The sequence below is a fragment of the Carnimonas nigrificans ATCC BAA-78 genome, from assembly GCF_000526695.1.
Lineage (GTDB): Bacteria > Pseudomonadota > Gammaproteobacteria > Pseudomonadales > Halomonadaceae > Carnimonas > Carnimonas nigrificans.
The window spans coordinates 54,429-73,641 of record NZ_JAGO01000018.1 but is presented as its reverse complement, the minus strand read 5'-3'; the positions used below and the strand labels follow the sequence as shown (position 1 = coordinate 73,641).

18 protein-coding genes are annotated in these 19,213 nt (G+C 56.0%); 9 read left to right on the top strand and 9 right to left on the bottom strand.

The genetic code is table 11. The features are described 5' to 3' along the window. Nucleotides 1-394 precede the first annotated feature (394 nt). Nucleotides 395-577, top strand: a complete 183-nt coding sequence (locus L881_RS0112450; RefSeq protein WP_025734011.1) for a hypothetical protein — start codon at nt 395-397, stop codon at nt 575-577. A gap of 282 nt (nt 578-859) precedes the next feature. Here the strand turns inward: L881_RS0112450 and L881_RS0112445 are convergent, their stop codons facing one another. Next, nucleotides 860-1,267, bottom strand: coding sequence for a hypothetical protein (locus L881_RS0112445; protein ID WP_025734010.1), 408 nt, complete (start codon nt 1,265-1,267; stop codon nt 860-862). On the opposite strand from L881_RS0112445, the gene L881_RS13830 reads away from it, so the two are divergent. Further along, nucleotides 1,266-1,421, top strand: a complete 156-nt coding sequence (locus L881_RS13830; RefSeq protein ID WP_156926565.1) for a hypothetical protein — start codon at nt 1,266-1,268, stop codon at nt 1,419-1,421. The genes L881_RS0112445 and L881_RS13830 overlap by 2 nt on opposite strands. On the opposite strand, the gene L881_RS0112440 is transcribed toward L881_RS13830, so the two are convergent. Then, nucleotides 1,389-3,200, bottom strand: a complete 1,812-nt coding sequence (locus L881_RS0112440) for an aminopeptidase P family protein (protein ID WP_025734009.1) — start codon at nt 3,198-3,200, stop codon at nt 1,389-1,391. The two genes, L881_RS13830 and L881_RS0112440, sit on opposite strands and share 33 nt — an antisense overlap. 284 nt (nt 3,201-3,484) lie before the next feature. Here L881_RS0112440 and L881_RS0112435 point away from each other — a divergent pair, with 284 nt between their 5' ends. The 3 genes from L881_RS0112435 (at nt 3,485) to L881_RS0112425 (ending at nt 6,736) form a co-directional block, all read left to right on the top strand. After that, nucleotides 3,485-3,991 (top strand): gluconokinase, encoded by a 507-nt coding sequence (locus L881_RS0112435; protein WP_025734008.1) that lies wholly within the window; start codon nt 3,485-3,487, stop codon nt 3,989-3,991. 257 nt (nt 3,992-4,248) lie between these two features. Then, nucleotides 4,249-5,370: an App1 family protein phosphatidate phosphatase gene (locus L881_RS0112430; RefSeq protein ID WP_025734007.1), complete on the top strand. Its 1,122-nt coding sequence runs from the start codon at nt 4,249-4,251 to the stop codon at nt 5,368-5,370. Nucleotides 5,371-5,479: 109 nt separating this feature from the next. After that, complete coding sequence (locus L881_RS0112425) at nt 5,480-6,736, top strand: D-alanyl-D-alanine carboxypeptidase family protein (protein ID WP_025734006.1); 1,257 nt, start codon at nt 5,480-5,482, stop codon at nt 6,734-6,736. 323 nt (nt 6,737-7,059) lie between these two features. Here L881_RS0112425 and L881_RS0112420 read toward each other — a convergent pair whose 3' ends face one another. The 3 genes from L881_RS0112420 to L881_RS0112410 all read right to left on the bottom strand — a co-directional run bounded on the left by L881_RS0112420 (nt 7,060) and on the right by L881_RS0112410 (nt 9,450). After that, nucleotides 7,060-7,263, bottom strand: a complete 204-nt coding sequence (locus tag L881_RS0112420; RefSeq protein WP_025734005.1) for a cold-shock protein — start codon at nt 7,261-7,263, stop codon at nt 7,060-7,062. 414 nt (nt 7,264-7,677) lie between these two features. Then, complete coding sequence (locus tag L881_RS0112415) at nt 7,678-8,682, bottom strand: isocitrate dehydrogenase (protein WP_025734004.1); 1,005 nt, start codon at nt 8,680-8,682, stop codon at nt 7,678-7,680. Nucleotides 8,683-8,970: 288 nt separating this feature from the next. After that, the gene (locus L881_RS0112410; RefSeq protein ID WP_025734003.1) at nt 8,971-9,450 is read right to left on the bottom strand and encodes a C40 family peptidase; all 480 of its coding nucleotides are present in this window, start codon (nt 9,448-9,450) and stop codon (nt 8,971-8,973) included. Nucleotides 9,451-9,916: 466 nt separating this feature from the next. On the opposite strand from L881_RS0112410, the gene L881_RS13300 reads away from it, so the two are divergent. Both L881_RS13300 and L881_RS0112400 read left to right on the top strand, forming a co-directional pair. Continuing rightward, on the top strand, nt 9,917-10,207 hold the full coding sequence (locus tag L881_RS13300) for a hypothetical protein (protein WP_025734002.1): 291 nt from the start codon (nt 9,917-9,919) through the stop codon (nt 10,205-10,207). A 295-nt stretch (nt 10,208-10,502) separates the two neighbouring features. Then, a complete protein-coding gene (locus L881_RS0112400) occupies nt 10,503-11,138 on the top strand; it encodes a peroxiredoxin (RefSeq protein WP_025734001.1) in 636 nt (211 codons plus the stop codon). A 77-nt stretch (nt 11,139-11,215) separates the two neighbouring features. Here the strand turns inward: L881_RS0112400 and L881_RS0112395 are convergent, their stop codons facing one another. From L881_RS0112395 to L881_RS0112385, 3 genes are all read right to left on the bottom strand, one after another. Further along, complete coding sequence (locus tag L881_RS0112395) at nt 11,216-12,439, bottom strand: MFS transporter (protein WP_084055497.1); 1,224 nt, start codon at nt 12,437-12,439, stop codon at nt 11,216-11,218. A gap of 170 nt (nt 12,440-12,609) precedes the next feature. Then, entirely contained in the window at nt 12,610-13,206 is a 597-nt protein-coding gene (gene wrbA, locus L881_RS0112390; RefSeq protein ID WP_025733999.1) for an NAD(P)H:quinone oxidoreductase, read from the bottom strand. Nucleotides 13,207-13,345: 139 nt separating this feature from the next. After that, entirely contained in the window at nt 13,346-14,161 is an 816-nt protein-coding gene (locus tag L881_RS0112385; protein ID WP_025733998.1) for an undecaprenyl-diphosphate phosphatase, read from the bottom strand. A gap of 472 nt (nt 14,162-14,633) precedes the next feature. On the opposite strand from L881_RS0112385, the gene L881_RS13825 reads away from it, so the two are divergent. Beyond that, nucleotides 14,634-14,783, top strand: a complete 150-nt coding sequence (locus L881_RS13825) for a hypothetical protein (RefSeq protein WP_156926564.1) — start codon at nt 14,634-14,636, stop codon at nt 14,781-14,783. Nucleotides 14,784-15,196: 413 nt separating this feature from the next. On the opposite strand, the gene typA is transcribed toward L881_RS13825, so the two are convergent. Beyond that, nucleotides 15,197-17,038, bottom strand: coding sequence for a translational GTPase TypA (typA, locus tag L881_RS0112375; protein ID WP_025733997.1), 1,842 nt, complete (start codon nt 17,036-17,038; stop codon nt 15,197-15,199). A gap of 592 nt (nt 17,039-17,630) precedes the next feature. Here typA and glnA point away from each other — a divergent pair. After that, on the top strand, nt 17,631-19,037 hold the full coding sequence (glnA, locus tag L881_RS0112370) for a glutamate--ammonia ligase (protein WP_025733996.1): 1,407 nt from the start codon (nt 17,631-17,633) through the stop codon (nt 19,035-19,037). The last annotated feature ends 176 nt before the right edge of the window (nt 19,038-19,213 follow it).

The following is a 19,213-nucleotide window of genomic DNA, read 5'->3' as shown; positions in this document are numbered from 1 at the left end:
TTCCCCAAGGGAAGCTGTCTCCTTCGCTTTGGGGGTTATGCCTCCCTTCCCAATCAGTACTGCTGTTGAGATTTCCCCCTCTCCTGCGTGATTGATATGTCTCCCGTAGCAACGACGATGGTATGAAGAAACGGCTTCATGCCTTGGATGCTGCGCCGGGCTTAAATTCGCCATCGAAATCAGCCTGGAAAGAAAGCGGAAAGAGAGAGTGTTAACACTGCAAAAACGCTGGCCAACTCACATGCGGTTACCTTTTCACTACCAATTAATGACGATTTGGTTAACAACAGGACTGGCGTTCAGGATTTTTTGTACTAAAGTAGAACAACGCTGCTGAGGTGAGCAGTGGATGATTTAATGTTAAGTGTTCTTGTTTAACGTCAGAGGTAACGTCATGGTCATCGGTTATTGTGTTGTCCCTCATTACAATGAAGCTGAACCCACTCGCGTTGATGGCTGGTGCGTGGTCGAGCGCTCCAGCGCGGCTGATACCTCGTTGGGGTGCTATCCCACTCGTGAAGAAGCCGACGCTGTATGCCAGCGCATGACGGCATCGCTGCACGGCAACGTTGCCTAATGCCGAGCGGGCATATCATCGGTAGTGAGAGATAGTTGGCTCACCCTGTTCGATGGGTTGAGGCTTGTTAGTATTATCCAACCGTATTCGCCTCACGGGCAGTGTGAGTATCAACAAGAAGCGCCCCAGCCATTAACTCCGGCTGGGGCGCTTCTTGTTGGTGTTGCCTGGAATTCTGCGGTTCAGCTAGTCGCGCACTACTATACCGACCTTTGGCGCTTGTCGGTGTTCGGCGCTATCGCCCAGCAGTTTATACCTGTACGCCTCTGATTGTGACCGACGTTACTCGGGCGTGGCGTTAGCTTGCTGCGCGGCGATGCTTTCTTCGCCATAGGCGTCTACCAGTGCGTGGTGCAATGCTTCACTGGCGGCATCAAAGGCTTCAGCGGGGGCGTCGTCCAGCGCACTGAAAATGAGCGCGATGCTGCTGCCTGCGGCGTTGATGGCTGCGCTGATCTCTTCATCATCAGCGTCCTCGCCGCCCAGGGTTTCTCCTAGCGCGTGCTTGGCCGCGTCAACTTCGGCATCGCCGACCTGCTCTCGTAGCCATTTTCCTACTGTTTGCGAAAGGCGAGCCTGCTGTTCGTTATCGAGGGGGAAGCCTGCGTGTTCAAGGGCTTCGAAGGCTTTACCAATGGCGAGCGCCGCGAAACCGACCGAGGCGAGCTGTGAGGGAGTAGGGGCAGTCATGGCAACATCCTGTGATGAGTCCTGTGATGAGAGTAAAAACGGCGGCTATTTCAGCATGAGCGGCGCGCTAAGGATAGCACTGCTGTCGGGGTGGGCCGACAGCAGATCAGGGCGCGTTGCGTTAATGGCTGAGCGGCTGGGTGACGCGCTCTAGCCATGCGGCTGCCTCGCCTTCCAGTTTGGGGGCGAGGCGCTTTCTGACGTTGGCATGATAATCGTTGAGCCATTCAAGTTCTTCTGCATTCAGCAGGGATAGCTCGATGGGGCGCGTATCAATGGGGCATAGGGTTAGCGTTTCGAAGGTCAGGAAGTCGCCGAATTCACCATCGGCGCTCTCCAGCGGACGATTGGCTACCAGATTTTCGATACGTACTCCCCAGCGGTCGGGGCGGTAGACTCCGGGTTCGATGGAAGTGATCATGCCGCTGCGCATCGCGCGTTCGGGGGCAGAAGGGGCGCTGTAAGCGATCACCTGAGGGCCTTCATGAACATTCATGAAGTAACCGACGCCGTGACCGGTGCCGTGGCCGAAGTCGATGCCTGCCGCCCACAGTGGGGCACGCGCGATCGCATCAATGGCGCTGGAAGAGATGCCTTCGGGAAAGCTGGCGCGGGACAGGGCGATGGTGGCTTTCAGCACGCGGGTGTAGTCGCGCTTTTGGGCGTCGCTTGGCGTACCGATGGCGATCACGCGGGTAATGTCGGTGGTGCCGTCGAGGTATTGGGCGCCGGAATCAATCAGCAGCAGGCCATCGCCGCTGATGGAGGAATATTCCTGCGGCGTAGCGCGGTAGTGGGGCAGTGCGCCGTTTGCGTTGAAGCCGGCAATGGTAGGAAAGCTCAGCGAGACGAAGTTCTTGCGTGCGGCACGACGTGCTGACAGGCGTTCGTCGATGGTGAGTTCGGAAAAGGCTTCGCCAGCGGCCTGGGCACGGTCGAGCCAGCAGAGGAATTCGCACAGCGCCGCGCCATCTTCTTCCATCGCATGGCGGACATGCTGTAGATCTTCATCACTTTTGATTGCTTTAGCGAGCGTGGTGGGGCTGATGCCCGCCACGATCTCCGCCTGCTTGGGCAGGGCCTGGTAGAGCTTCAGGCTGAGTTTGGCGGGATCGAGGGAAATGGTCGCGTCGTCGGAAAGCGAACCGAGCGCATCCACCACGCTCTCGTAATCGCTGAGGGTAACGCCATCCTGTTCGAGCTCGGCGGCCAGCGCGGCGTCGATCTTGCGCTTATCGACAAATAGCTGGGCAGTATCCGGCCCGATCAGGGCGTGGGCGAGAAATACCGGGTTGTACTCGACATCGCTGCCGCGCAGGGTCAGCAGCCAGGCAATATCATCAACACTGGAGAGCAGTTGCCAATCCGCGTCACGCTGGGCAAGAGATTCACGCAGCGCGGTCAGTCGATCGCTGCGGGTTCTGCCTGCGTATTCCGCATCGTGCGCATAGATGGGCGCATTGGGCAGGGCAGGGCGATCTGCCCAAATGGGTGCTACGGGGTCGATATCCGTGACCAGCTCGATCTGTTTATCGGCGAGGGCATCTTCCAGCCGCTGCGCAGCCGCTACCGAGACAACAGCGCCATCAATGCCCACGCGAGCGCCTTCAGGAAGCTGGGCCGCCAGCCATGTCACATGCTCGCGCCCCTTGGCGGGAATGAATTTCTCCAGGCGAATACCGCTCCCCGCGAGCTGTTTGTCAGCCTGTACCCAGTAGCGGCTATCGGCCCACAGCGTGGCGTCATCGGCGAGCACCACCAGCGTACCTGCTGAACCATCAAATCCTGATAGCCAGGTACGCTGTGAGAAGTGTTCGGGCAGGTACTCCGACATGTGCGGGTCGGAAGAGAGGGCTATCCATGCATCAAGCTGATGTATCTTGAGTTGTTCGCGCAAGGCCGCGAGTCGTTGCGGAATAGTCAAGTCAGTCATGGATACTCCAAAAGCAAAAACAGGGTTCGATCAGAAAGAAAGCCATCTCGCATGGCAAACCAGTGCCAGCATACCGCCGTTTTCATACGTCAGCAGCAGCGAATGTGGATGCGCCGTGATTATGCGTGCTCCTGTTGCAGCGATCACATCAGGATAATGATAGGGTTCTACCACTTAAATTGATCGTGCGTGTTCGGCAGGAGGCCATTTGCCGAGTATTATCCTTGCACGCTATTTATCAAGGTGCTGTAACTGCCTTCCACCTCATCATGGAGAGTTTGACGATGTCCCAGCCTTATGCACTGGTATTTATGGGAGTGTCCGGATCAGGGAAAACCACGGCGGCCCAGGCGTTCGCCGAAAAAATGGGCTGGCCATTCGCTGAAGCGGACGAATTTCATCCCAAGGCCAACGTTGACAAGATGTCTCAGGGCATCGCGCTGAACGACGATGACCGCTGGCCCTGGCTGCGTGATATTCGCGACTGGATTTCGCAAAAAAGTCATGAGGGAACCAGCGTGGTGCTGACCTGTTCGGCGCTCAAGAAAAGTTACCGGGTGTTGCTGGAAGAGGCCGATGCCGATGTGCGTTTCGTGCTGCTTGATGCTGACCGCGAGGTGCTGAAAGAGCGCATGTTGCATCGTGAAAACCACTATATGCCCGCGTCGCTGCTCGATTCTCAGCTGGCAACGCTGGAGCCGCTGGAAGCCGATGAGCCCGGCGTCATCATTGATTCACAGCATCCGCCCGAGCAAATTATCGCGAAAACCCTGGAGTATCTCGGGATTTAGCAGCGGAACGATACCCGATCAAGTGACACGAGTGAGTTGACCTCGCGCGAATGACAAGGGAATATTTCGCATTCTTGTAAGCGTTGATTGCTGTAAGTGAAGGTCGATTACGACAGGTGGCCGTGGGGCAGATACCCACCGCCCCTGCCACGGTAGTCATTACAGGGTTATGGAAACGCATGGTACCTGCGTTGGATGCTGTCCAACATATACGCAGGGCACTGGCGTTATGTCGTCAATATCACTTGAGGTCCTTGATGGGTCGCCAAGGAAAAAATCCCTTCCACGCATTGCGCCGCTGTCTGGCGGTATTTGCCCGACCAATGCGGGGCGACAATGGGCGTGGCGGTCTGGTCATCAACCCCTATCGTGGGGTGGGATCAAGCCGCGAAGTCTTCATTATGGGACGCGTCTTCTATCAGCACGGCTTCGGTGCCAGCGTCGCTCCGGGCAGCCTGCGTCGTGATATTGTCGACTGCCTGAGGCGGCTGCTGCGCCAGGGGATGGGCGGGGTCAATGTTGGAGTACGTTTCAACGACTCTCACACCATTGTCAGCACTGACGACGACGGTTATTTCCGCGCCACGGTATCGGTGGATGATGCGCTTGAGCCTGGGCGCATCTGGTACGAAGCCGAACTGCGGCTGATGGATGACTTCGGTGAGATGATCAAGGCGACTACCGAGGTCTACGTTCCGCCCCCTAATGTCGATTTTGCGGTCATCAGCGATATTGATGACACCGTGATGCACACCGGTGTCGCTAACAAGGCGTTCATGCTGTATCGCCTGTTCCTTGAAAAGGCGGATCGACGTGCCGCCTTCCCGGGGGTAGCGGCCTTTTATCAGGCGCTTTACCGAGGCGATCAGGGCGATAGCGAGCGGCCCTTGCTGTATGTCTCCCGCGCGCCCTGGAGCATCTACGAGATGCTTGAAGAGTTCTTCCGCATTAACCGCATTCCTGCGGGGCCAGTGCTGTTTCTGCGTGAATGGGGCATGTCGCTGACGCGTCCCTTCCCTCGCCGCTCCAAGGATCACAAGCGCATCGTGATCCGTCGGATGCTGGCGCTCTATGACGACCTTCCCTTCATCATGATTGGCGATAGCGGCCAGCATGACCCAGAGGTGTACACCACCATCGTGCGTGAGAATCCCACCCGGGTGAGGGCGGTGTATATTCGTGCGGTCAGCAACGACAGCGAGCGTGATGAGTCGATCAAGCAGCTTGCCAAGGAGGTCTCTGAAGCGGGCAGTACGCTCGTGCTGGCTGAAGACACCGCGACCATGGCACGCCACGCCTTGTCACAGGGCTATATCTCCAAGGAAGCGTTCTCCACCATCATGAAAGAGGAAGAAAAGGAGCTGAAGTTCAAGTTCTAGGCATGGTTGGCGGCTTTCTGCCTCTCGTTGCTGATTCTTTACTCGAAGCGATCGCTTGGCTCGCGCTAGAATAGCGGGCCTTTTAATTAATAATTAAGTTGATCGCTACATGCCTCCCGCTGTTTTCTCTGTGTTCTCTCGTATTGTTGGTGTTCGTTGTAAAGGGGTGGTGGCGTTTCTGTCAGCCGTCGTGATCAGCGTTCAGGCGGTTTCGGCCCAAGCGCTTCCCGCGCCTCAGGGCGTGAACTCTCCAGCGTGGATGCTGATTGATGGCGAGTCAGGCCAGGTACTGGCGGAACACAACGCAGACGATCAGCGTGCCATTGCGTCATTGACCAAGCTGATGACGACGCTGGTGGTGTACCGTGCGCTGGAGTCAGGAAAGCTGCACTGGGACGATCAGGTGACGATTCCGGATGCTGTCAGCAAGCTAGGCTCTGATACTTCCCGCATGTTTGTACGGCCCGGCACTCAGGTCTCCGTGGATACGCTGATGCGGGGGCTGATTATTGTCTCCGCCAACGATGCCGCAATATCGCTTGCCGTTGCTGAAGCGGGCAGTCTCGACGGTTTCGTGCAGCAAATGAATGAAACTGCGGCCAGCCTGGGCATGACCAACACCCACTTCGAGAACGTGGATGGCCTTACCCAGTCAGGGCACTACTCGACGGCCCGTGATTTGGGGAAACTGGCGCAGCAGGTGGCGCAGGAGTATCCCGGCTATTTCAAGCTGTCGTCACTGCCGGATTTCCGTTTTGGCCCCTTCCACGGCTACGCCACTAACCGTCTGGTGAGGACAAATTCCGCCATTGATGGCATGAAGACGGGATATACCCAGGCAGCGGGTAGCTGTGTGATCGCTTCCGAGCATCGCCCTGATGGTCGCGGCAACGAGCGCCGTCTCTATGCGATTGTGCTGGGGGCCGCGACCCACAAGCAGCGCTTTACTGACGCCAGCACCCTGCTCGATTACGGCTATAACAATTTCTACGACGTTCACTTGGGAAGTGCCGGCATTCCGATGGGGGAATTCCCGCTGTGGAAGGGGGCCAGCAGCAATGTGGGCGTTACGCCAAATCAGGATATCGTGCTCTCAATGCCAAATGATGTGCCGGTCAATAGCCTAAATGCGGAATTGGTGGCTAATAAGGCACCTCTTGTCGCGCCGCTGAATGCAGGGGATGAAATTGGCGAATATCGGGTAACGCTGGGGGGCCATGTCATTTCACATGGGCCACTGTTTGCCGCGGAGCCGGTAGAGCAGGAAAATATTGTGTCGCGCGCCATTGATAGCGTGCGGCTGGCCTTTGGTGGTACCCAGAGTAAAACGCAGGTGCCGCTGGATGTGCAGTCGCTGGCTATCTGACGGAATGATGCGCTGTCATGCCTGACGTGTGTTGTCGAAGTGCCTTCTGCCTTTTTATTCTGATCACGGCCAGGTCGGTGCTGTGGAGTGCTCAAGGCTGAGCGTATTGGCACGCGCTTATCTCATTTGATCTGCCGGATGAATGCCGTGGCGGCAGATTGAAGGGAGCAAGAGCAGCGGTTCGGTGCGCGATGGTCAGGCGCGAGCTTGTATTCGGGTATTAAGACCGCTTTTCGATAGAACAGGCCCAAAAAAGCCGGGGTGACAGTGATGTCACCCCGGCTTTTTATCAATCAGAGCGTACTAGCTCCGATCAAAGGCAATTAGATCGCAACGATGTTGGATGCCTGTTCGCCTTTGCGACCCTGAGTAACGTCGAAGGTTACTTTCTGGCCGTCCTGAAGGGATTTGAAGCCTTCAGATTTGATTTCGGAGAAGTGAGCAAAAAGGTCATCGCCGCCGTTGTCAGGAGTGATGAAGCCAAAGCCTTTCTGATCGTTAAACCACTTAACTGTTCCAGTAGCCATGTGAGATACCTCGATACGCAGATGCGTTTAATTTAAAAACCGGGTGACAAACCAAGTTCTGTGTTAGCAAACAAGGAATGTGCACTTGGAGTCGAGGAACCCATCGACACAAAGAACATATGACTTGCGAACTATGCGGCTACTCTGTGCTGTTCGCTGGCGCAAGTCAACGTTTATTTGCGGTAAACGTGCTATTGAGGGGCATGGTGGGTTTCTTGGTGTTTTACTTCCAACCTAGCCTATTGAATTTTAAAGGAAATGGTCTGGCTCCCTTCCGTTAGGCTTCCACCCTGATGCCAGGGTGAATTTGGCGTTGCCTCTATCCTGAGATGCGGTAAGCACAGTTAAACAACGCGCAAAAAGCCCCTCATGAAGAGGGGCTTGAGAGTGCCGTAGGGCGTTGTGCAGAAGGGCTTAGCCTTTAACGCGCGACACAATGGCTTGAGTGAAGCTTTTGGTGTTGCCTTCCCCTCCCAGATCAGCGGTCAGGCTATCCTTGGCGGTCAGGGTGTCGATGATCGCTTTGCGCAGGCGTTCGGCGGCATCGTTTTGCTTCAGGTGATCCAGCATCTGTGCGGCGGCCAGCAGCAGGGCACAGGGGTTAGCCAGCCCTTTACCGGCGATATCAGGCGCGGAGCCGTGAACGGCTTCGAAAATGGCAGCGTTTTCGCCGATGTTGGCACCGGGAGCCAGGCCCAGACCGCCTACCAGACCCGCACACAGATCGGAGAGAATGTCGCCGAACAGGTTGGTAGTAACGATCACATCGAACTGCTCGGGGCGCATCACCAACTGCATGCACGCATTGTCGACGATCATGGTGTTGGCTTCGATCTCGGGATATTCCTGTCCCACCTCTTGGGCGATATCAAGAAACAGCCCTGATGCGCTTTTAATGATGTTGGCTTTGTGAACAATCGTGACCTTCTTGCGGCCAAGTTTGCGGGCCAGATCGAACGCGTAACGTGCGATGCGCTCACAGCCTTTGCGCGTAACGACAATTTCCGAGCGCGCTTCGTTATCGTCGCGTGTTTGACCTTCTGCGCGGTAAGCACCCTCGGTATTTTCACGCACGGTAATCAGATCAATGTTCTGATAGCGCGACTGTGTATTGGGGAAGCTGATGGCGGGGCGCACGTTGGCATACAGGTCGAAATGGCGACGCAGCTGCACATTGATGGAAGAGAAGCCTTTGCCGACCGGCGTGGTCAGCGGGCTTTTCAGCGCGATACCGTGCTCTTTGATCTTGTCGAGCGTTGCCTGGGGAAGAAGGTCGCCCTGAGACTCCAGTGCAGTGGTGCCCGCTTCCACGAAATCGTACTCAAGCCCTACGTCCAGCGCGTCGAGTACTTCGAGAGTGGCGTCCATAATTTCGGGGCCGATACCGTCGCCGCGAATTACTGCGATCTTCTGAGTCATGGTCAAATCCTGTTCCGGTAGTGCAACCAGGTTTGCTTGTAGATACAAACCGGCATGTGAAAATTATCGCCAAACATTGTAGACAATCTTGCCTGCATTGGGGAGGGGCTGAGTCGGGATTTGCTCTGCTTTGACATATTGGCTGTGCTGCCGATAACGACATAGCGCTCGTCTACGCAACAAGAAGAAATGCGGGTATCGAAGAAGGAGGGGGAGCTGCCCTCGCCTCTATGGGAGAAGCTCAGGCAAGCTAGCTTCGCGCCGCGCCATGCAGAAAGCGCGCTCAGGTCAGGGCGCTAGTGACCCGGCTCCCAAATAGTGGCTCTGCCAGTAGCCGTAGGTAACATTGGTGGCCTGGACGCGGCGCCCCCTGCCTGGCGCATGAATCATCCTGTTATTGCCCATGTAGATGCCGACGTGATTTGCGCGTGAACCCGAGCCGAAGAACATCAGATCACCGGGGCGAGCCTTGCTTACTCTGGGCATACGGTGGAACTGATCGTTCGAGGAGCGGGGCAGGGTATAGCCCGCGGCACGATAGGCCAGCGCCGCCAGCCCGCTGCAATCGAGACCGCCCGCTCGCGTAGTACCGCCCCATTTATAGCCGACGCCCAGGTTTCTCTTGGCGACCGTCAGAATCTGCATGCGCTGCGAACTGAGTCCTTTGGTAAGCGGCGTGTCATCGGTGTCCAGAGTGGGGTGGCCGGCACATCCGGCAAGCAGCACCCATATGAAGAGTAGACACAGGGGGAGTCTGATCGTGCGCACGCGAAGCCCTTTACTGAAGTGAAGATAAATAAGGAGTCTGCCAACCAGTATTCATAGCAGACTAATATTATGCAATGTGCCGCTTTGGCGACGCTATCTGCCATGAACGCAATACTGCCGATACCGCCCTTGAGCGCGTGATGAATTGCCCATTCGCGCGCGCCTTAATACCGCGCTAAAAGGTCTTTTAACCGTGTCTGGAGAGCGTTTCTTACGATATCCATGGCTGATTCGCCAACGCTTGAAATGCTGCTGGTCTCTCGTCAGCATCAGCGTCGTTAATGCGCGACGCTATAACCAAAATGAGTACCCTATGCGAATCTTGCATAGTTAAGCATTTAAGCATAGAAGGTCGTTAACGCCAGGAGTATCTTCGCGTTCCTAAACTTTGGTAAAGATAAAGCGCGCTGAAGCGTGGCAAGTTTTCCACCATAAACCGTGATCGCATAGCGGGAGATGATGTTTGATGGATGCGCTCAAAATTGACTGGGACAGCCCCGCTAAAGCGGCAGCGATTGGTTTGTCATCTGCTCGCCGCCCAGCGCGGAAACAGCCCAAGACCGGGTGTATTATCACCGCTCGTTACCATGGTACCAACGTGCGCCTGCGTGTGGTTGATCGCGATGGCGACAAAAGCTCTATCGCGCAGGTGATTGGTGTCGATACTCAGGAGGATCGCGACGACGCGCGCATTCTCTTGAATGAAGGCGATACCGTACTGGTGCCGGACAGCAAAAGAGCGGTGGTACGCTACTAACCAACAGTGGTGTTACCTCCATGGTTGCAAGGGCCTGTCAGAACCTCCTGACAGGCCCTTGGCTTATTCAGCCCATTGAAATTTCTTCATGCAGGAAGGTGTCCTGTGCTTAATGTCTCTTTATGGTGAGCATGATTAGACGCTCGTGATCTTATCTTAGGTCATCTCATTTCTTGGCAGCCGCTCTTGAAAGTCGCATGATGAAGACCAACGCTATTCAGTAGGTAGTGGCCGCAGTGCGTATCGGCATTGGTTGTCAGGCCACGGGTTATCACCGCAATCAGGAGCAAACAGTATGTCACTGCAATTGGGCGACACCGCACCAGACTTTACCCAGCAAAGTACCGAAGGCGACATCCACTTTCACGACTGGATCGGCGATAGCTGGGCGATTCTGTTTTCTCACCCCGCCGACTTTACACCGGTATGCTCTACCGAGCTGGGGCAAGTGGCGCACCTTAAGCCTGAGTGGGACAAGCGCAATACCAAGCCGATCGGTCTGTCGGTAGATGGCCTTAGCGATCACGAAAAGTGGGATGCCGATATCAAGGATATTTCTGGCACCAATCTTAACTTCCCGCTATTGGCTGATGCTGATCGCAAGGTGTCCGAGCTTTACGACCTCATTCACCCTAACGCTGATGCTACTGCCACGGTGCGTTCGGTATTCTTCATTGATCCGAACAAGAAAATCCGTGCGTCGATCACCTATCCGCCCAGCGCGGGGCGCAATTTCAAGGAAATTCTGCGCGTTCTGGATAGTCTCCAGCTCACCGATAAGGAAAAAGTGACGACGCCGGTCGATTGGACGCCGGGCGAGCGCGTTATCATCGCACCTTCTGTGAGCAACGAAGATGCAGAAAAACTGTTCCCGCAGGGCTGGGAAGAGAAAAAATCCTATCTGCGCCTGGTCGCTCTCGACAAGAAATAGTCGCGACCGTTAAGGCAGATTAAAACGCCCGCTGTAGTGTTGAGCTACAGCGGGCGTTTGCTTTATGCGTTATATAGTCATGAAGAGGCTTTCGGCAAGCTGCGGGTTGAAGGCGAAAGCACCGTCGCAATAGCCAGCAGCACGAGCACAATCATGAGCGCATCACGCAGCCCGTGGTGCTCACCGACAAAGCCCAGCAGCGGTGGTCCGGCCAAAAATGCCAGATAGCCGATCAGGGCTACAAAGCTCACCCGCTTATCGGGATGTGCTCCTGAAGCGCCCGCTGCCGAGATGGTCAGCGGGAAGCCGAGCGAAGCGCCCAGCCCCCAGAAAATGACCGATAACCCTGCCCATAGGCTGCTGTCGGAGAAGACCGCCAGGCTGATTCCCACAATACATGACAGAGTGCTGAAGAAAATCACCTTGCCGCGTCCGCTGCGCGCAACGATAGCGTTGCCGGCAAACCTGCCCAGCGTCATGCCTGCGGCAAAGCCGGTGAAAATCAGCGAGCTCATGGCGGCGTCCACCCCGTGACCATCGACCATCAAAAGCGGTAGCCAGTCGTTGGCGGAGCCTTCCGCCATTGCCATGGCAAGACACACGATGCCGATCATCCATAGCCGCGGGTCCTGCCACACGCGCGTGGCTCGTGAAGAGTGTTCGTCATGACTGCTGGAGGAGTGGCCGTCACCGTAATTTTTGGGCAGCGCCTGAATGGTTCGGGTAAGTGCCAACAGCATGACGAGAGCGGCCAGTATGAAGTGGGCGCTGGCGGGGAAAGCGATGGCGGCCAGCCCGATCCCCACCAGACCGCCGCACAGGGTGCCGGCACTGAAAAAACCGTGCAGCATGGGCAGTACCGGCGTCGCCAGAGTACGCTCCACGCTAGCGCCTTCGATATTGATGGCGATTTCCGGCGCCCCCATGCCGAAGCCCATCATGAAAAGCCCCATGGTGGTGACACTCAGCAGATGACTCCATGCGCCCAGCCCTACGACAGCCAGCCCAACCGCAAGCAGACCAACCCCGCCAGCGGCTACCCAGCGGGTTGAAATGCGGCTGATCATAAAGTTCGCGCTTAGCAGCCCACACATGGCACCGCTTGAAATTCCCAGCATCAGCATGCCCATTTGCGCCAGCGATACGCCGAGTTGATCGCGCACCGCTGGGGTTCGGGTCACCCATGACGCCACCGCAAGTCCCGTGCAGAAAAACAGCGTAAACAGCGCTGTACGGCAGCGGCGCGCGTCCGCCACTCGATCAGTGTCGGGCTGCTCATGGAGAGAAGAGATAACCGTCATGAAGGCTCCAAATACAGGGGGGATCGGCACGGTATTGCATTGAGTACCGACGGTTGCCCCGCATCCTAGCGATATATGGTGTATATGCCTATACACCCTAGGGCTACTCACGCATGAAAAAAGTCCATCATTAAGATGGACTTGTGGCTCGCAGCATTGCCGCTATGCTTTTAGGCTAATTTAGCAGCAAATCCGGCCACGTATTCTCCCTGAAAGCGTGCCAGCGCCAGATCTTCATCAGCAGGCTGAAGGCTGCCATCACCTCCGGCAAGAGTCGTTGCACCATAAGGTGTGCCGCCCTTGACCCTGGAAACATCGAACTGCGAGGGCTGGCCGTAACCGATCGGTACGATCAGCATGCCGTGGTGCGCGAACGTGGTCCAGGTGGAGGTGATGGTCTGCTCCTGCCCACCGCCCGTGCCTGTTGACGTAAAGACGCTGGCAATCTTGCCGCGCAGTGCGCCTTTCGCCCACAAGCCTCCGGTCTGATCCAGGAAAGTACGCACCTGCCCTGACATGCCCCCGAAGCGGGTAGGTGTGCCAAGGATAATCGCATCGTATTCAGCCAGCTCTTCTGGGGTGGCGACCGGCGCGGGCTGCTCGGTCTTTCCGCCAGCGGCTGCGAAGGTGTCGGCATCCATGGTTTCAGGAATACGTTTAACGGTAACGGTGGTGCCTGCCACCGTGCGTGCGCCTTCAGCTACAGCGTTCGCCATGGTTTCGACATGACCGTACATCGAATAATAAAGCACCAATACTTTTGCCATGAGGGTTCTCCCTGCAAAGTGAAGAGTGACCAGGCGCTCTATACGGGCCTGGTCAAAGGATGGATTCACTATGAGTTCGCTGGCGCTGAGTGTCTATGCAGGAATCGGCAAGAGTGTTTTGACTGTTTCGACAGGGTGGTCAGCCGCATGCGAAAGCCGCGCCGCTGAAAATCAAAAGCAGTACGCCCAGCAGCAGCCGGTAGATAACGAAGGGCAGGAGGCCCACGCGCTGAATCAGCGCCATAAAGGCTTTGATACAGAGAAGGCCAGCCACAAAGGAGACCAGCGCGCCAAGCAGCATGGCTCCCCAGTCGTGAGGGCCGCCTTCGCTGGCCATTTCAGCACTTTTCAAAAGAGCGGCAGCCAGAATGGTCGGTATTGATAGCAGAAACGAGAAGCGTGCGGCGGCCTCGCGCGAGAAGTTCAGCATAAGCCCCGCGGTGAGGGTAATGCCCGAGCGTGAGGTTCCCGGTATCAGCGCCAGAATTTGCGCCAATCCAATCGCCAGAGCCGACTTCCAGTTCATCTCCGCCATCGTGCGTTGTCTGGCATCGCGGCGATCGGCCCACCACAGCACCAGGCCGAATACGATGGTACTGGCAGCAATGACTAGCGTAGAGCGCATGTAGGGTTCTACCCAGTGCGACCAGGGCTCTCCCACCAGCATGATCGGCAGTGTCGCGATAATAATCGCCCAGCCCAGATTGCTTTCATCACTGGGTGCTCCCCCCGTAATACGGCGGCACCAGCCCGCCGTAATCGCGGCAATATCTCGATAGAAGAACAGTAATACTGCCAACAGGGTGCCGATGTGCACCGCGATATCGAAGGCAATGCCTTGATCAGGCCAGCCTAATAGTCGGGAAGGAAGGATAAGGTGCGCCGATGAGGAGACCGGCAAAAACTCGGTAAGGCCCTGGATGATCGCCAGAGCAATTGTATGTAGTACATCCATATACTGTGCGTAAACCTAACGTTTTTGTTGGGGCCGAAGGCGTAGTGCCTGTGGGCCTTGTGCTGACATGCAGACTGTTCTTCTGCCATTCATGATGGTAGACAACAAGTGTGATAAAAATATCACGACAAATGATTTTATGGAGACTGTTCGCACTCAATAACGTTTGGCGATGCCGCTGAGCATATTGAGGCGCTGCATATAAAGGAACGTCATCAGGTAAAAATGTAGTGCCGCTGTGGGTAGTGCGGAAGAAAGCCTGCTACATTTGCAGTGAATGGGGTTGCTTGTACGAGCACCGTAATGCAGGTGGCGCTAACGCTATCTCCCGAATGCTTTAGAAGGCAGTAATATCGCAGCAGACTCCTGTCAGTGAGGGGGATAAGCAGTGCAAGGCTTCATACTGGGCAGGCGCGAATTATGCGCTACACTGAAAATGTACTTCTTCCAAGCCGTTTGAAAAGGAGTGATCATGGGTCCACACAAGATTATTTATCTGGTTGCAGCCATTGTTATCATTGGAGTGATTGGCTTCTTTATCTTCCATTTCAGCAGTACGCCTGTGAACGAACAGCCGACCCAGGAGCGCTCTCAGGATGTGCAGGAGAGCAACTTTCAGTAGCACTCATGGCTCCCTCACCCAGGGCCTTCCAGCGGGAAGGCCCTGACTGCCGCCAGGCTCCCTCTTTTATTTACTTCTCCACTAGGTTCGCGATTATCCTGATAAACAGGCGCGGCCTCGGGATAAACTGATGTGTGCGCAAACGGCAGCCAGTCGAAGCACCGGTGACTCCCCTTCAGAATGCCTCTCGTAAAGGGTGTGGGCGTGAGCCTTTTAGGCAGAAGAAAGGGCATTGCTGCTGCTTTATCTCACCTATGATGCTGCCTTGTTTTAGCCCCGCTGTTCTTGGGAGATGATGGCCGTTTATTCAGGCTGTACCACGCTTATCAAGATCATCAATAAAAAAACGCCCCGCAGACGGAGGTTATCCATCTGCGGGGCGTAGGCGGCATTCGCCGTACTAGCTGTCGCGCTTAGTTGCGACCGGAGCGAGCGCGCTTACGCTCGTTTTCGGTCAGGTACTTCTTGCGCAGACGAATGTGCTCAGGTGTTACTTCGACCAGCTCGTCGTCGTCGAGGAATTCGACGGCCTGTTCGAGGGTGAAGCGTACCGGCGGCGTCAGCACCAGCGCTTCATCAGCACCGGCAGAACGCATGTTGTCGAGCTTCTTCGCCTTGGTGGGGTTAACCACCATGTCTTCTGCACGGTTGTTGATACCGATCAGCATCCCTTCATACACTTCGGTGCCGTGGTCGACCAGCAGCTTGCCGCGATCCTGAAGAGTATAAAGTGCATAGGCCAGTGCCTTGCCGGTTGCCATGGATACCAGCACGCCGTTACGACGCTTGATCGTGGCTTCGGGGCGCAGCGGGCCGTAATGATCAAAACGGCTGGTCAGAATGCCGGTACCGGATGTCATGGTCAGGAACTGACCACGGAAACCGATCAGGCCGCGTGCAGGAATGAGAAAGTCAAGGCGAATACGGCCTTTGCCATCGGGGAGCATGTTGGTCATTTCGCCCTTGCGATAGCCCAGCTCTTCCATGATGGCGCCTTGGTGCTCTTCTTCGCAGTCGATGATGACTTCTTCGTAAGGCTCCTGCTGCTCACCGTCGATCTCGCGAATGATCACTTCGGGGCGGCCAACGGCCAGCTCGTAGCCTTCGCGACGCATGGATTCGATCAGCACCGACAGGTGCAGCTCGCCACGACCGGAAACGCGGAATTTCTCGGGTGTATCACCCTGCTCGACACGCAGCGCCACGTTGTGGATCAGCTCTTCATCAAGACGATCCTTGATGTTACGGCTGGTGACGTATTTGCCTTCACGACCGGAGAAGGGCGAATCGTTGACCTGGAAGGTCATCGAGATGGTCGGCTGGTCGATGGTCAGCGTGGGCAGTTTCTCGACCGCTGCGGGGTCACACAGAGTGTCGGAAATCGCCAGATTGTCGATACCGGTAATCGAGATGATGTCGCCGGCAGTGGCTTCTTCAGCCTGCACGCGTTCAAGACCAAGATAGGTCATGACCTGACCAATCTTGCCGCGACGCTCGTTGCCATCACGGTCAACCACGGTGATCTGCTGGCCGGTACGCACTGCGCCACGCTTGATGCGGCCCACTCCGATAACGCCTACATAGCTGTTGTAGTCGAGGGCCGAGATCTGCATCTGGAACGGCTCGTCGATCTGAACCTTGGGCGGCTCAACGATATCGACGATCGACTGGAACATGTAGCTCATGTCGTCGCCTAGCTTGTCAGGCTCAGGGCCAGCAATACCGTTCAGGGCAGACGCATAGATGATCGGGAAGTCGAGCTGCTCATCGCTGGCACCGAGGTTGTCGAACAGATCGAAAATCTGGTCGATGACCCAGTCGGGGCGAGCACCGGGGCGGTCAACCTTGTTGACGACTACAATCGGCTTGAGGCCCAGATCGAAGGCTTTCTGGGTAACGAAGCGGGTTTGCGGCATCGGGCCGTCAACCGCATCGACCAGCAGCAGCACTGAATCGACCATCGACATGACGCGCTCTACTTCACCACCGAAGTCAGCGTGCCCAGGGGTGTCGATGATGTTGATGTGGTATTCGTTCCAGCGAATCGCGGTGTTTTTCGCCAGAATGGTAATACCGCGTTCTCTTTCCTGATCGTTGGAGTCCATGATGCGCTCCTGACCTTCGTTACGACGGTCAAGGGTGCCGGACTGTTGCAGGAGTTTATCAACCAGGGTCGTTTTGCCGTGGTCAACGTGCGCAATAATAGCGATGTTGCGGATATGTGCGATCCGCGGATCAAGCGTTTGCTCTGTCATTCAATAAAGGTCCGTAGTCTGCTTATCGCCTGCCTGCACAAGCTGTGTGTTTTCCTGGCAGCAAGGCAATGTCGGCGCGACGGGGTACGTGCTTAAAGGTAGCGCCGGGGCTTGAGGCAGGTGATCGCGCATCCCACTGGCCTTGTTAACGGCACCGCTTGAAAGCGGGACGCGGAAAATGCGCGATAGGTATCAGGCCGGGCATTGTACCCGCAAGCAGCGCCAGCGCCTAGGCTCTGGGAAAAAAGTGCTTACTACAAAGACGATTGTCAGCCACCAGGGTTGCAGTCGTGTGAAGGGCGGCACATTGAACAATGACTTTTGCACCATTTATGTGCAGTGATTCACGCTGGTGCAAAAACAAGGGGCGTCAGCAGCCCGGCTAAAGATCAATTGCGTCTAAAAATGCGGCTTCTTCAGGCCGCTTCTGCTATTCGACCATTGATAATTGCCGAGAATCATCAGGTTATATTTCCATACTGAGGCTGCGCATCATTTTGGCACGCTCCATGCATCATCTTGGGTAGTTGAGGACTCTGTGCCATGCTGTGGCGGTCCCCTTAATTCCTGTGGCTGTGCTTTGGAGAGAAAAATGTCAGATAAGACGCTTGCCCTGATTGAAGAACATGACATCAAGTGGGTTGACCTTCGTTTCACCGATACCAAGGGCAAGGAGCAGCACGTTTCCATTCCTGCTCGTGACGTAGACGAAGAATTTTTCGAAAACGGTCAAATGTTCGATGGTTCCTCCATCGCTGGCTGGAAGGGCATTAACGAATCCGACATGATTCTGCTGCCTGAAGATGGTACTGCCTTCCTCGACCCCTTCACTGAAGACGCTACGCTGGTGCTGCGCTGCGATATCATCGAGCCGGCCACCATGCAGGGCTACGAACGTGATCCGCGCTCCATCGCCAAGCGCGCTGAAGCCTATTTGCAGCAGACAGGTCTGGGCGACACCGCCTTCTTCGGTCCGGAACCCGAGTTCTTCGTGTTCGATCAGGTTCACTTCAAGAACTCAATGAATGAAGTGTCGTTCAAGGTCTCTTCCGAAGAAGGTGCCTGGGAAACCGACGGCAACTTCGAAGGCGGCAACATGGGGCACCGTCCTCGTGTGAAAGGCGGTTACTTCCCCGTACCGCCGGTTGATTCGCTCCACGATCTGCGCGCGACCATGGCAAATACCCTGGAAGCGATCGGTCAGCGTGTTGAAGTGCACCACCACGAGGTAGCCAACGCGGGTCAGTGTGAAATCGGCGTGGCCTTCAACACCCTGGTACAGAAGGCTGACGAAGTGCAGTCGATGAAGTACGTGATCCATAACGTGGCGCACGCCTTCGGTAAAACTGCGACCTTTATGCCGAAGCCGATGGCAGGCGATAACGGTTCTGGCATGCACGTTCACCAGTCCTTCTGGAAAAACGGCGAAAACATGTTCGCTGGTGATGAATACGCCGGGCTGTCTGAAACAGCGCTTTATTACATCGGTGGTGTAATCAAGCACGCTCGCGCGCTGAACGCCTTCACCAATGCCTCGACCAACTCCTACAAGCGTCTGGTTCCTGGCTTTGAAGCACCGGTCATGCTCGCTTACAGCGCGCGTAACCGTTCGGCGTCACTGCGTATTCCGTATACTTCCAGCCCGAAAGCCAAGCGTGTCGAAACCCGCTTCCCTGACCCGACTGCCAACCCCTATCTGGCGTTCTCTGCGCTGCTGATGGCAGGCATTGATGGCATCAAGAACAAGATCCATCCTGGCGATGCGCTGGATAAAAACCTCTATGACCTGCCGCCTGAAGAAGCGAGCCAGGTGCCAACCGTGGCAGGCAGCCTCGAAGAAGCCCTTGAAGCGCTCAGCGCTGATCGTAGCTTCCTGACGGCGGGTGACGTGTTCACTGATTCCATGATTGATGCCTATATTGCATTGAAAGAGGAAGAAGTGGCAGCAGTCCGCATGGTGCCCAGCCCGGTCGAATACGAGCTGTACTACAGCCTGTAATTCGGACGATCGAGATCGCTGTCGGAGTGAGTGCAACGCATTCACCTGCACGCCGATAGCCATCCCGACAGCCCTTATAGAACCTCGCCGCCCATTGGGTGGGCGGGGTTTCTTCTTTTGGGAAGGGGCACTATAGTCGGGCGCACTTTTTTGGTGCATGAGCGGTGTGAGCGAAT